The organism is Archaeoglobaceae archaeon (assembly GCA_038734275.1).
Lineage (GTDB): Archaea > Halobacteriota > Archaeoglobi > Archaeoglobales > Archaeoglobaceae > WYZ-LMO2.
The window spans coordinates 21897-34811 of sequence record JAVYOO010000002.1; the positions used below are offsets into that span (position 1 = coordinate 21897).

13 protein-coding genes are annotated in these 12915 nt (G+C 40.0%); 2 read left to right on the forward strand and 11 right to left on the reverse strand.

Annotated features, from left to right (window positions below):
* Positions 1–4: 4 nt before the first annotated feature.
* From QXI54_02695 to QXI54_02715, 5 genes are read right to left on the reverse strand one after another with little or no spacing between them, the layout of a single operon-like run.
* Positions 5–1102: an iron ABC transporter permease gene (locus QXI54_02695; protein ID MEM0302062.1), complete on the reverse strand. Its 1098-nt coding sequence runs from the start codon at positions 1100–1102 to the stop codon at positions 5–7.
* A gap of 2 nt (positions 1103–1104) precedes the next feature.
* Positions 1105–2382: an ABC transporter substrate-binding protein gene (locus tag QXI54_02700; GenBank protein MEM0302063.1), complete on the reverse strand. Its 1278-nt coding sequence runs from the start codon at positions 2380–2382 to the stop codon at positions 1105–1107.
* Positions 2383–2435: 53 nt separating this feature from the next.
* A complete protein-coding gene (locus QXI54_02705; GenBank protein MEM0302064.1) occupies positions 2436–3734 on the reverse strand; it encodes an ABC transporter substrate-binding protein in 1299 nt (432 codons plus the stop codon).
* Between the two features lie 6 nt (positions 3735–3740).
* The gene (locus tag QXI54_02710) at positions 3741–4943 is read right to left on the reverse strand and encodes an ABC transporter substrate-binding protein (protein MEM0302065.1); all 1203 of its coding nucleotides are present in this window, start codon (positions 4941–4943) and stop codon (positions 3741–3743) included.
* Positions 4940–6469 (reverse strand): PGF-pre-PGF domain-containing protein, encoded by a 1530-nt coding sequence (locus QXI54_02715; GenBank protein MEM0302066.1) that lies wholly within the window; start codon positions 6467–6469, stop codon positions 4940–4942. The genes QXI54_02710 and QXI54_02715 overlap by 4 nt, the downstream gene beginning before the upstream one ends.
* 240 nt (positions 6470–6709) lie before the next feature.
* Here QXI54_02715 and QXI54_02720 point away from each other — a divergent pair, with 240 nt between their 5' ends.
* Positions 6710–6859: a hypothetical protein gene (locus QXI54_02720; GenBank protein MEM0302067.1), complete on the forward strand. Its 150-nt coding sequence runs from the start codon at positions 6710–6712 to the stop codon at positions 6857–6859.
* A gap of 28 nt (positions 6860–6887) precedes the next feature.
* Here the strand turns inward: QXI54_02720 and map are convergent, their stop codons facing one another.
* Genes map through QXI54_02735 form a run of 3 tightly spaced genes read right to left on the reverse strand, consistent with a single transcriptional unit; the run spans position 6888 to position 9492 of the window.
* Positions 6888–7763, reverse strand: a complete 876-nt coding sequence (gene map / locus QXI54_02725; GenBank protein MEM0302068.1) for a type II methionyl aminopeptidase — start codon at positions 7761–7763, stop codon at positions 6888–6890.
* 9 nt (positions 7764–7772) lie between these two features.
* Positions 7773–8846, reverse strand: coding sequence for a formate--phosphoribosylaminoimidazolecarboxamide ligase (locus tag QXI54_02730; GenBank protein MEM0302069.1), 1074 nt, complete (start codon positions 8844–8846; stop codon positions 7773–7775).
* Positions 8812–9492 carry a DUF72 domain-containing protein gene (locus tag QXI54_02735; protein MEM0302070.1) on the reverse strand — a complete coding sequence of 227 codons (681 nt, stop codon included), beginning with the start codon at positions 9490–9492 and terminating at the stop codon, positions 8812–8814. Before QXI54_02735 ends, QXI54_02730 begins: the two co-directional genes overlap by 35 nt.
* 84 nt (positions 9493–9576) lie before the next feature.
* Between QXI54_02735 and QXI54_02740 the strand changes: the two genes are divergently transcribed.
* Positions 9577–9825, forward strand: coding sequence for a glutaredoxin family protein (locus QXI54_02740; protein MEM0302071.1), 249 nt, complete (start codon positions 9577–9579; stop codon positions 9823–9825).
* 4 nt (positions 9826–9829) lie between these two features.
* On the opposite strand, the gene QXI54_02745 is transcribed toward QXI54_02740, so the two are convergent.
* From QXI54_02745 to QXI54_02755, 3 genes are all read right to left on the reverse strand, one after another.
* The gene (locus QXI54_02745; protein MEM0302072.1) at positions 9830–10693 is read right to left on the reverse strand and encodes a radical SAM protein; all 864 of its coding nucleotides are present in this window, start codon (positions 10691–10693) and stop codon (positions 9830–9832) included.
* A gap of 89 nt (positions 10694–10782) precedes the next feature.
* Positions 10783–11712, reverse strand: coding sequence for a hypothetical protein (locus tag QXI54_02750; protein ID MEM0302073.1), 930 nt, complete (start codon positions 11710–11712; stop codon positions 10783–10785).
* A 149-nt stretch (positions 11713–11861) separates the two neighbouring features.
* Positions 11862–12915, reverse strand: a 1054-nt coding sequence (locus QXI54_02755) for a CARDB domain-containing protein (GenBank protein ID MEM0302074.1), incomplete at its 5' end; no start/stop codon positions are given.

Here is a 12915-nt window from a genome sequence, read left to right on the forward strand (position 1 = left end):
AATCTCACCAATAGTCCTTTTTCTTTCTTAGCAGAATATACAGAAACATTGGCCCGCCTAAGAAAGCGGTTACCACTCCCACAGGTAGAACGATTGGAGCTATTATCGTTCTAGCAATTGTATCGCAAATAAGAAGTAAAGCTCCACCAAAAAAACCTGAAGCGGGGACGAGATATCGATTATCTCCGCCTATTATAATCCTCGTAATATGCGGGGCGACCAAGCATATAAAACCAATTGTTCCAACAAAACTGACTATTGTCGCTGTCAAAAGACAAGAGAGTAGCATAATGAATATTCTTGTTTTTTCTGGATTTATTCCTAAGCTCTTAGCAGTATCATCTCCAGCACCCATTATTATGTTAACATCCCAAGCTTTTATCATTAAAATAGGAGAGATTAAGATTAATGCTACAAATGCAACGATCACTGCATCCCACTGAGCTCTACCGAGGTCGCCCACAGTCCAAAAGTATGCTGCTTTAACCGCATCGCTCTCTGCGAAATACATTAAAACTGTGGTTACCGCACTAAAAATGTACATCATTGCGATTCCAGCAAGGACCATTGTTTCTGGAGTAGCTTTCTTGAGTCTTGTAAGTCCAAGAATTACAAAGGTTGGAATTAAAGAAAACACGAATGCATTTCCAACAATCAAATATTTCCCAAAGATTATACCTTTCGTGAGTATTATCGCTATTGCTGCTCCTAGTGCAGCCCCAGAAGCAATGCCTAAGGTGTATGGTGTTGCTAAGGGATTTCTGAGGATCCCCTGAGTCATAGCTCCCGCAATGGCAAAGCCCATCCCAGCGAGAACTGCAAGGAGAATTCTTGGTAGTCTTAGATTCCAAACTACCATTTCTTTTGTCGTTTCTGGATTCCAAGAGAAGCCTGTTAAAATGGAATTCATGAATCCATTCAAAACTATTCCATAAACTTCGATCGGGTGAATCTGGTATGAGCCAAGTGTTACTGCTAAACCTGCAAATATGGCAATTAGCAAAATAGAAAAAATTATAAAAGTGATTTTTCGACCTATAAACTTCTTATATTCTCTTTTTATTCTCTCCACGTCTTTGTTAGCCTGCAATCCTGCTCTCATGTTTATCTTCCGTTTGGATGTAGTTCAGGGTGATATACGTAAATACCCTGGGTTCTAACGTTCATTTTAGAAGAAGTAAATTTGTCTATGTATTCCTGGAGAACGTCCAGCGGTTCTATGTCGCTGAACAAGTCCGGGTGGAACCACTTGGCATGGAAGAGCAATCCTACGACGTCATTAAGTCTTGAGGTTATATCCCCGTGTATAATATAGATCTTCTTATTTTGAACTGCAGGGGTATTTTCAATCCCTGGAATTGAAATTATTTCATTGTAATAGTCTTTTAGAGCACTTAAATCGTTTGTTTCAAAACCACCACTTCTCGAATTAAGGCCAGATGCTTGCCCTATTATTATCTCGGGTTGCTGAGATATTATCCACTCGTAATCGACCGCATAGTAACCGGGACTATAGGGGCTGAGAATTCTTGCGATGCTTGGGTTTAAGTCAGCTCCGACGTTTATTCCTCCAGTAAATTCAACAAGTTGGTGTAATCCAGTATTGGAAGCGACTGTTAATCTTCCCGATGTTATTACTCTTCCGGGACCATAGTCTATAAAGACCCTTGGCTTACTCTCAACTGATTTGATTCTTTCTTTAACAATATTGAAATAATGTTTTCTCCACTCAATAAAATCTCTTGCCCTTTCTTCCTTACCAAGCAACTCTCCCAACTTGAGCATTTCCTCCTCTATAGTTTCGGGCTTGTAAAAATCTAAGCGGACAACAGTTATCTTTGGCTCAAGCTGAGCTTCGAGCGCATCATATCCGGGATTGTATACTCCTGGAACGTAGGCAATTACCACATCTGGGTCAAGTTTAAAGATCAACTCGAAGTTCGGATTGTTACCCGGACCTATCAATGGTAGATTTAGATATTCTGGGAGATAGTTTGGTTTCACAGTCGCGGTTTCTATGCCTACTACGAGATTTGAAGCGCCGAGAACTCTTATAGCGTCAGCTGCAGATGGGTTCAAAGGAATTATTTTTCTTATGGGTTTATAGAAAACTTTCTCTCTTCCGTCGGACATGTAAATTTTTTTAGGATTCCCATTCCAGTAAACGTAAACATGCGAAGCATCTCTAAGCCATTCAACGTTTATTTTTTCCCCTTTATAGGGCTCATCGAGCATGTAGGCAAGAATCGCGTCGCTCAACTCTTCCCTATCAAGGTATCCGTCACTGAAAAACAAGTTCCTATATTTCTCTGATGTTGAAGCGAGTGTTGGGAATATCGATAGTGTTAAAATTAAAAAAACTAAAAATAAAAATTTTTTCATACGATCACTTCCTCAAACAGCTTTTTTGATTAGATTTAGATCTGTAAAAATTCTCATATGCATATCGCGGGATAAGTGAATGACTTGTGGTTAAGAACGGCTTTCGAAACTCCGAGAAGGTCAACGTATTCTTCAAAGGCCTTGCATGGGTCTAAGTCTGCAAATAGCTCTGGATAAAACCACTTAGCCAACGCTACGAGAGCGGATGGATAGTTTGGTGTTATTGCCCAATCGTTTGTAATAACATAAACCCTATCATTACGCACAGCATTTGTTAAGTTAAAAACGTTCTTAATGTCATTGTAATAAGCTTTGACTGCGCCATCGTCAGTTCTTTCCCATGGTCTTAATGCGCCTTGACCAGAAATTGTGCCCATAGCTCTTCCAACTATTATATCCGGGTTATTCTCTAGCACGAATTCTACCGAAATGTCGTTATATTCTGTATTATAGGTGGGATTAAAAGGTATGTTCCCCGCTCCTATGTTTTTACCCCCAGCGAGCTCTACCAATCCATGGGCTGGATGTCCCAGACCTATGCCAAGCCTCGTATTGCTTCTTCCGTAACTGCCTTCGGAGCTCTCTACAAATACCTTTAATTTCTCATTTTCTGGTATCTTTGAGACCCTCTCAAGCACGATATTAATGTATCTATCATGCCATTCCAAATATTTCTGAGCCCTTTTCATTACTTCTTGATCGAAAAGCGATGCAAAGTCCAAGACTTCTTTTTTCATAGCATCGATTCCAACATAACCTTTTCCAATTGGATCTCCAGTGAACCCGACCCTCATTATGGATATAACTCTGTCAGGGAGATTAGAAAGTTCTTCAATTGTTCCTACAGCAGGATACCAACCATATGCTACAACCACGTCTGGATCCAATTCTATAATTTTTTCCAAGTTCGGATTGTCTCCTGAGCCAACGCTTGGCTTTGTGTGTAAGATCGGATATCTGTTTTTCTGAATCGCAAATGTGTCTCTAACACCTACTACTTTATCCTCCAAGCCCAATATCATTAACATCTCTGCATGCTGGTGGTGATAAGTTACAATTTTCTTAATAGGCTTGTAAATTTTCAATTGGTTTCCATTAACGTCCTCAAACGTCTTCGGATTTCCACCCCAATATACGTAAACGTAGCTTGCGTCTCTCAGCCATTCAAGCTTCAAATTTTTCCCTTGATAATCTTCGTTGAGCATGTAAGCTGTTATTGAGTTTAAAAGCTCCTCGATATCTATCCTCTCGTCTGAAAAGAACAACTCTATGTATTCCCTGCTGGTAGAGGCAGAAGAAATTCCAAAAGACAACGGTATTAATAAAAGTAATAATATAAATGTATACTTCATGTTCGATCACCATCCAAAACTCTTGGAGTAGAAGAAAGCTCCTTGAGTTTTGACGTCAAAGTTTATTCCAAGGAATTTGTCGATGAATTCTTGATGAATTGCCACTGGATCTAAATCACCGTAATTTTCTGGATACAACGCCTTCGCTACTGCAACAAGACTTACTGGAGCAGAGGGGCTGGTGCCGATTTTACTTGAAAGAACATAAATCCTCTCATTTTTGATTGCTGGGATCTCTTCAGAATAGCTCTGGAGTGCATTCAAAACACCATTATAATCTTTTATCACTTCAGTTTCATCATCGACTTCATAACCGCCAGCTGAGCTCCAGCGAAGTATAACTTCTGGTTTCCAATTTAATAGCTCTTCCACCGTTACATCAAAGTAACCATTACGCCCTTCAAGGACGTTTTTACCTCCAGCCATAACTGATAACGTGAACAACCCGGTTCCTTCTGCAAACGCACGTAGAGGAGCCTTTGTCCCGCCAGTTGTGTAGACCTTAACTTTTTTATCCTCTTCTGGAATTCTTGACGTTACCAGGTTTACATAATATTCAAACCACTTTATGTATTCTTCAGCATACTTCTCAGCATCTAAAATATATCCGAGCTTTTTCATTTCTTCTTTCATTGTATCGAGGATATAAAAATCGAGTCTAACGACTGTAATTCCTGTTCCAGCAAGCTGATTCTCCAATTTGTCAGAAGTTGGCCATCGAACGTATGATAAAACTAAATCTGGAGCCATTTTGACGATCTCTTCTATATTCGGATCGTTCCATAGACCCACAGAAGGTTTTTGACTTATCTCAGGAAGCATTTTGTAAGAACTCTTTACAGAAGTGCTAACTCCCACCACTTTGTCCTTAGAGCCAAGTATTTGCACAGCCAGTCCAGAATCGCTGTTTAGAACTACAATACTCTTAACTGGCTTGTATATAACCACTTCACTACTGGCTGAATCAATTATCCTTTTCGGTTTTCCACCCCAATATACGTAAACGTAGCTTGCGTCTCTCAGCCATTCAAGCTTCAAATTTTTCCCTTGATAATCTTCGTTGAGCATGTAGGCGCTTAATACATTCAAAAGTTCATCCTTAGTTATTGTATTATCATCAAAGAATATTTCTATGTAGTCTTTGCTTGTAATGGCACTTGCTGTTGAAATCAGTAATGCAATAAAAATAAATAAAAGCCCAGCTTTCACCTCCTTTCACCTCCAATTCTAAACATTAAAACCATAAAGCCGATCAAAATTACTATCGTAACCCCCATCATTCCGAGCATTATAAGAATCACTAGCTCCAAGTTCAAGAATGTCGAACTTTGTGCATTAATCTGGGATGAGGGGGCAGTAGTGGTTTGATATTCCGCTGTTCTTTGCGAAGTTTGAGTTGAAGGTTGTGAGGAGGGATGCATAGACGGAGATTGTGTAGAGGGCGGAGCTTGACTAAAGGCAGGTGTTTGTTGTGTAGACGTTTCTGGAGCTTTAATGACCGCAGTAAAGTAACTGAAGCCGGGAGTTTTTACAATGTAGTAGGTGTAAGCATCATCTTTTTTAAACAAAGTAGCATTTAGCTCACTCCACTCCCTATCGTATCTCAAAAAGACTATCTCGGCATCATCTGGATTGTAACCTTTTTCGGAGATTATGCTCCTCTCTATCAGAAACTCTATGTATCCTTCAAAACTCGCTGGCTTTGAAGATTTGAGCGTTATGTCCCAGACGTAAAGCAAGATTCCAGGTGGACTCTTAACACCGCTTGGCAACGAAGGGAGCTTAGATATTGAAATATTCGCTTCTGTTGTCTCATTAGATTTTATTGACAAGCCTAGGATATTTATCTGCTTCATCAAATCTGACGATACAATCAATTTTCTTTCAGTGTTCATTTCCAAATATAACTTAGAAGTCAAGCTATTTTGTGTAATTGAAGGGGTGGTTTTCGTTTCTTCTTTTGAAGTGCCTGAGAATTTCACTCTGAATATCAATGAGTCATCAAAAGCGGTTTTGTTTATATACACGACAACTACGTAGTATCCAACATCAATGTCGTATCTCGAAGTGTTTACTGTGAATTCGTTAATCTTTCCTTCTTCACCCAGCGTTACCCTCCATTTTGCCTTGCTTGCAACACCTGTGGTATCTATTTCGTTGATAGACTTCTTCAAATTCATGTAATCATAAACGTCAATGATCGCAACGTATCTTGTCACATCCTTATAAGTTGCGGTATCCACACGGATTGTTATTGTATCGCCTTCGTATACTTCGGTATCCGAGATTTCAATTATATTTACTCGGAGAACGTCAGATAAGTGTGGTGAAGATGCTGGACCTTTGTATGTCTTTGGCGGAGTTTTTAGGTTTATTTTTTCAATAATGCTGCCTTCGTTCTCACTAAGCATATCAATCCAGTATCCATTTAAATCATAGGAGATGTCGTATTTGAAAGGAGCTCTAACTTTACACTTGGCTTCGGATTCACCAACTAAAGCGATAGCAACTTTATTTCCCGATATTTTGTAGTTGGGCAAGCATTCAATGAGAGTAAAGCCTTCTGGAACTGTAAAGTTTATCCCAACAACGAACGGGGGATCTCCATTCACTCTGAAAACGATCTCTCCTTCCGAACCCATTGAGACGTCCGAATAAACATTTATCGAGGTAACCAATGCACTCGCTGTGCTAATTAGATATACCCAAACCAATAAAGTTAACACTTTGTTCATAAAGTCAGTGGTAGTCAAAGGATTTAAATCTTACTATGCAAAATTTTATTATTACTTTTCGTTATCGGGCTACTTTAAGTCAGAAAAACTATTAATTCTCAGTGGGCCAGTAAGATCCTTTAGAGAGTTTGTTTTTGGGATCTTTTCTCTGATCACTGGGAGCTATATCGAAATCATCATTATTATAATCATATAATTTTTATAGAAAAGTTTATATACTTAAGTATCTTTTGATAACATATGGACGTATTAGTTGCGGGAACCCTGATGGTTTTTGGAACATCCCTTGGTTTGGTATTTTACAGGAAAAGACTGGAATTGAAGATTAGAAGATTAAAAAAAGAAGTAGAAAAACTTGAAGCGGAAAAAATAAAGTATTTGGCTCAATAAAAAGTATTTAAAAGCTAAATATTTGAGATCATAGAGTAACAACTCTTGCAGAATCCTTTTCCACAATTACAGTGTGCTCCCACTGACTAACAATTCCTCCCGAAACTTCGCAAAGCACTGGATAGTCTCTAAGCACTCCTTCTCTGACAAGCTTGGATATGAAAATTTCTGGAGCCTTTGTTAGCCATCTTTTTGCAAATGGCAGGGTTTTGTATTTCTCGTTTATTTCAGAAAGCATGTCTCTCAAAACTTTAACTCTAACAGGCTTTGGATTCAGAAGACTGTATATCTCGCATTCTCCCCTTTCTGCCACCCTTCCCGCTCCGTTCGTTGCAAAAGGCTCGATCGCTATGATCATACCTTCTTTGAGCTCAATACCACGCTGGGTTGCATAGTTATAGATGCTTGGCGGAGCGTGGGCTATGTATGGCAGCAATCCGTGTCCAGTGAGATTCACCACGGGTCTAAAGCCATAGCTTCTTATAGTGTCTTCTATTATCTTTCCAAGCTTTGCAGTGTCCACTCCCGCCTTAACAGCGTCGATTGCATTGAAAACCGCTTCTTTGCTTGCCTTTATAAGCTCTGAATGGTCTCCAAGATCGATAGATATTGCCATGTCCGCAATATAGCCGTCGATATGGGCACCGATGTCAATCTTGACAAGATCTCCTTTTTTGAAAACCCTTTCGTCGTTCTTTGCTGGTGTGAAATGCGCAGCGTCGCTGTTTATCGAAATATTGCACGGAAAAGCTGGCTTTGCTCCGAGTTCGATTATTTTGTTTTCTATAAACTCTGCAACCTCAATAAGCTTTGCTCCAACCACAACTTTTTCTTCTGCGGACTTAACAACCTGTTTAAGGATCTCTCCAGCTTTTATAGTCTTTTCCAAACCTTCTTCATTCATTTACATCACCTAATAGATCAGTTCCTCAAGCATACCTTTCTCGACTGCCATTTTTATCTCTCTGGCAATCCTCCTGCCCATATACATGTTTTCTCCAAACAAGATGTAGGAGTATGGCGAACAAGGAATTCCAACATTGGTTCCAGCAACAATCCTTGCTGAGATCTCGAAGACTATTAATTCTGCTTTTTCGTTGAAGATTGTTTCTATGCAAAAAGCCCCAACCATTCCTGGATAAGCAATCTCCTTCGATACTTCTACAATCCTTTCTGCAACTTCAAAAGCCTGATTCAGCAAGCTTTCACGAACAACAATTGGGAAATTACCTATTACCGTGTATGTTGGCTCCAAAGATAACTTCAACTGCTCCTCTGCAGGAATTCTGCTGATTCCATCCACGTGTTCATATCTTCTGTCGACCGCTATGAGCTCGAGTCTTTCGTTGACAGGCGAATAGAAGAACGAGAAATACACGTTAGCTCCGATTACGTATTCCTGAATCTCTACATTTTTCAATTCCTCTCTGCTGACAAGCCCATTTTTAACCATTACCTCTGCCTTCTTTTGAAATTCCTCTGGCGATGAAACAAGGAAATAACCCCTTCCACCTTTGGCACCCTGATACTTCACTATGCAAAGCCTGTCTATGTCCTCAACTCTCGCAAATTCTTTCGGAATGCGGACATTTGCCTTTTTGAACCACTCTTTCTGTTTTTCTCTGCTTGTCTCATATTCCATCAGCTTTCTATTTCCGAATATTGGAACCTCAAGTTCATCAAGCTTTCCTATGTAGGCGTTGAAAGAGCCGTGAGGAATTAGAATGGCATTCTCCTTTTTTAGAAACTCCTGAACATCTTTATTGAGCAATTCTTCAAAGCTTTTAACTTCGATCAATTTATCCGCAACTCCAAAGTGTTTGTAAACTGCACTTTCGCCATTTTTGCAGATGCATATAGTTTCAAAACCCTCATCTTTAGCTCCCCTGAGTATATTAAGAGCTGAATGGCTTCCGAGAGTTGCTATTTTCAAATCGCTAAGATCGTAGCTTCTAAGCACTCTTAAGATTTTCTCTCTCAATTTCATCCCTCCTTTTCTTCAATTTTTCCGCATCCTGTAGCATAAAAGGATTGTTGAACATCACATAATCTGCCTTGCCAAGCAGTGAGAATATTTCGTCGTCGCTGTGATTTTTGTGGATCCTGAAATACCTGATATCTCCAAAAACTGGCTGGGATTCGAATGGATCGACAACGTGGACAAGCGAAAGTTCTTCGCAAATCCTTTTCACAGCATCACCGCTCCAGCCTCTTGCCTCCCAGCCAAATGTGAATTCCCGCTCAATGGAATTAAAGAATTCCCTCATGTTTCTAAAGCTTTCTTCAGATTCTTTGAAGCTTTTCGGAGTTTGAAATAAAATGAATTTAGCTTTTAAGGTCTTTGCAATTTCTCTTGTTACTTCCCAAGCTTCAAAGACCTGCTTTATTGGCTTAAAAAAGCCCGCATCTTCAAGCTTTAGATTGACCCTTCTATAAGTCGGACTCGTGGGCGGGTGCGTTATTACTTGCCAAGCTTTAACTGTAAATTCAAAGCCTTCGGGAGCATTATCTCTCCATTTCTTTGCAGTTTCTACTGCTGGAGGCTTGTAAAAAGTCTTCTGGATCTCTACGACCTCAAAAAGTTTGAAATATTTTTCCATTGCTACTGGAAATCCGCAACAGCCTATCTTCATCGAACTACAAAGGTCGTTAAGATATAAATATGCTCATCGCCCAAAAGAAGAGAAGATTTAAAAAGTTCCGAAATTTCTTTTTTTATGGCTGAAATCACGATGTATGGTCTCACAACATGCCCGCACTGCAAGAGAACTCTTGAGTATCTTAAGACAGCAAAGGCTGACGTCGAAGTTGTTTGGGTCGATAAGCTTGATGAAGAGGAGAGAAAAAAGACTGTAGAAAAGATATACAGCATTTCAAAAAGCTATTCTGTGCCTCTCGTTGTTAAAGGAGACAAATGGGTTCTCGGTTTCAATAGAGAAAAGCTTGATGAGTTGATTAAAGGTTAAAATTTTAAAGACCTCTAAGCCACTCAGGCTTTAGCACCCGTGGATTGGCGAGTGCGTAATCGATCGTTTTCAGGATCTTTAGTTTATCTTCAGGCAGATTTCCCTTGATCGGCAGATAGTTTGAAGCATGATTGCATCTAAAGATCGTCTTCGCCTCAAGGTTCTCTACGAGCGTTCTCAATTCTTGCAGATTTTCAATGGCATTTGGCAGTTCAAATTCTCCTCTTTCTATCTTAAAATAAAGAGCTGTGTTCGGAACGGGCATGTAGGTCAAAACTCCAGTGTATTTAGGCTGAATTCGATTTAAGAGCTTTGCAGTGTTAATGGCGTTGTCTTTCATCTTTCCTCTACCGCCGATGCCAGTCAGCACAGTCACAGATAAGTCGAAACCGCATTCATGAGCCTTTTTGCAAGCCTCATAAATTTCATCGGAGCTTGCACCTTTTCTGATCTTTGCAAGGATCTCGTCATCTCCGCTCTCTATGCCTACGTATAGTAGCTTTATTCCAGCTTTTCTGAGTTCTTTAAGTTCTTCTTTGCTCTTATCCAGCAGATCCATTGGATTTGCATAACAACTTATCCTTTCAAGCCTGAAAAGGCTGTTCGCATAATTTGCGATCTCAATAAGAAACTCAGTATCGGCGGTTAAAGCATTACCGTCTGCGAGGAAAACTCTTTCTACGTTGCCATAGAACTTCTTTGCAATTCTGAAATCCTCCTTCACTTCTTCAAGCTCACGAACACGGAACTTCTTCATTTTATACATTCCGCAGAATGTGCACTTATTCCATGAACAGCCTATTGTAGCTTGGATTATTAGGCTGTAAGCCTCGCTTGGCGGTCGAAATACTGGTTCTTCGTATCTCACATAACTTATTGGCTCGAAGGTCTAAAAAATTTTTGAAAGATTTAAGCCCTTCATAGTCATTCTCGCAGTAGTTAAGATCTTTAGCCACTTCAGCATATTTTCCAAGAGCAGTAGTCAAGCATCACAATCGCCCTAACATGTTTAAACATGCTATTCCAAGGCTCATCTAGATATGATGACAAGCCATGGTTATCTTTTACGATCCATTCAAGACGTGGTCGAAACTCTTCAATCGCGTTCATGTAATAAAGAGCTCCGCTGTAATTTCCAGACTGAAGCAGCGAATATACTATTCCAGTAGCCCAATACATAAAGCCAATTTCCACGCGGATATAATCCTCATCACCAATATTAGAGAGTGTTAGCGGCCTAAAGTATCCGTAGGGGAACCCCTTTTCCATGAAGAGATCTTTTAATCCATAACATTTGTGGGGAGATACGCTGTAATCTATACAGATCGGACACTCTCTAACTCTACAGTAAATATATGGCATCCACTGTCCATTAAGTTCACCCAGTTCTTTAGCCTTTTCCATTGATTCCATTGTTTCTATAAGAGCTAACCATGCCTTAAAAACAGCAGTAGTATCTCCAACTACTCCAAATATCTCCCCCAGTGAACTAAGAGTTTCGAGCGTAAAGCCAGAGAGCAAATCTTTAAGGTTGGTTGGCACTCCTATCATTTTCAGTGCTAAAGAAATGAATTGAGCCATAGGGGGTATCCAGAGCTTTTGCGCACTATCGTATGCCATATTCATTTCTTTGGCCCATTCAGTGGTATAAGAACCGAGCAAAATCTGCACACGTGTTTTATCGCCATTGCATGCAAAAAGGAAACACCCGACATCTTTTGTTGTCACGACAACATCATATATCGCATTACCTGGTTCCACCACGATTTCCCAAATCGTTGGGTCACCCGGAGAATCTATTCTGGAAAAAGTGCCCATGGGTTCTATTAGAACGCCATTTCTGTAAACCTGAATTTGATATTTGTTCTTAATAAAGAAACCAAGCAATGGAATTCTATCCGTTGATTCCGCTTTTATTATTAAAGCTCTTCCCGAGCCTTCTACCGTGAGCCAAAGCCGTTTTTATGCTTCTTTTTCAAAACTCTAAAGAGCTTATTTATCTAAAAAAAGATTAGACTAAATTAAAAAAATTTGTTTTAACCCTGAAGCCACTTCATTATCACATTTATCAGCTCCAAATCGCTTATTCTGTTGTTCAGCCAGTCCATTATCGCTGCTATTAGCTCCTGATCTTCTATTCTGTCATTGCCGTTGCTGTCGTAGCTTTGCCATGGCTCTGTGCCAATTTTTATGCTCTGAACTATTGGCATTGCATTTGCTCCATTAACACTTGCTGTAACAACATTGAAGCTTAAAGTCCCTGAAGCTCCAGAATTGACTTGGAACACAGCGGTTGCAACTTTTGTCTTGCTTGCAATGTTAACTGGAGAGCTTGAAACTCCTAAATATCTGACATAATTTGCACTCGAGGATATTGTGTCAATTGTGTTGAACACTCCCTGAGTTGAGCCAGTAACGTAGCTGATCTTTGAAGTGTCGAAGGTGAAGTTGAGGAGCACTGATTGTGCGGTGCCATCCTGAACGCTGATATCGACTGCAAAGATTCCACCTGGGGCAACAGTGGTTTTGTTTGGCTCGATGAAGATCTTTGCTGAGGTTGTTGGTGGTGGAGTTGTTGGAGGCGGAGTTGGTGGTGTAGTGGGCGGAGGTGTAGGTGAACAGTCGACTACCTCAAATATTCTGATTGCTTGATTGTTTCCTTCGTTATTTTCTATAACCCTATTATCTAAATCAACAATCCAAGTGAGGTTATGAATTCCAGATTTGGCAATCCAAGGATACTCAGACCATAAGGTTATGGACTCGCCCCCTCCTACATAACTAATAACTCCAGAGTCATATAATCTACCATCCAAATATACATCCACTCTAAAGTTAGAGGCTCCAGTTGTTCCCTGATTGATCAGTACGGCTCCAAAATAGACTGTGTCTCCATCACAGTGTGGAGAGGGCTTATTAAATCCAATTATAAAGAAGGTAAGATCTACCTCTCTCTGAGTTTGTCTGAACACCGCAACTAAATTGTGAGGAGCATTCATGGTAACAGTATAACTTGGAGATGTTCCGACATTGTTACCATCGAGTTCCCAGTGATCGAATATGTAACCAGAAGATGCAGTTGCAGTCACT

Excerpts from the sequence above, each read along its gene's own strand:
- QXI54_02705 (MEM0302064.1), bottom strand. The coding sequence starts at position 3,734 with ATGAAGTATACATTTATATTATTACTTTTATTAATACCGTTGTCTTTT.
- QXI54_02730 (MEM0302069.1), bottom strand. The coding sequence starts at position 8,846 with ATGAAATTGAGAGAGAAAATCTTAAGAGTGCTTAGAAGCTACGATCTT.
- QXI54_02735 (MEM0302070.1), bottom strand. The coding sequence starts at position 9,492 with ATGAAGATAGGCTGTTGCGGATTTCCAGTAGCAATGGAAAAATATTTC.
- QXI54_02700 (MEM0302063.1), bottom strand. The coding sequence starts at position 2,382 with ATGAAAAAATTTTTATTTTTAGTTTTTTTAATTTTAACACTATCGATA.
- map (MEM0302068.1), bottom strand. The coding sequence starts at position 7,763 with ATGAATGAAGAAGGTTTGGAAAAGACTATAAAAGCTGGAGAGATCCTT.
- QXI54_02715 (MEM0302066.1), bottom strand. The coding sequence starts at position 6,469 with ATGAACAAAGTGTTAACTTTATTGGTTTGGGTATATCTAATTAGCACA.
- QXI54_02695 (MEM0302062.1), bottom strand. The coding sequence starts at position 1,102 with ATGAGAGCAGGATTGCAGGCTAACAAAGACGTGGAGAGAATAAAAAGA.
- QXI54_02720 (MEM0302067.1), top strand. The coding sequence starts at position 6,710 with ATGGACGTATTAGTTGCGGGAACCCTGATGGTTTTTGGAACATCCCTT.
- QXI54_02740 (MEM0302071.1), top strand. The coding sequence starts at position 9,577 with ATGGCTGAAATCACGATGTATGGTCTCACAACATGCCCGCACTGCAAG.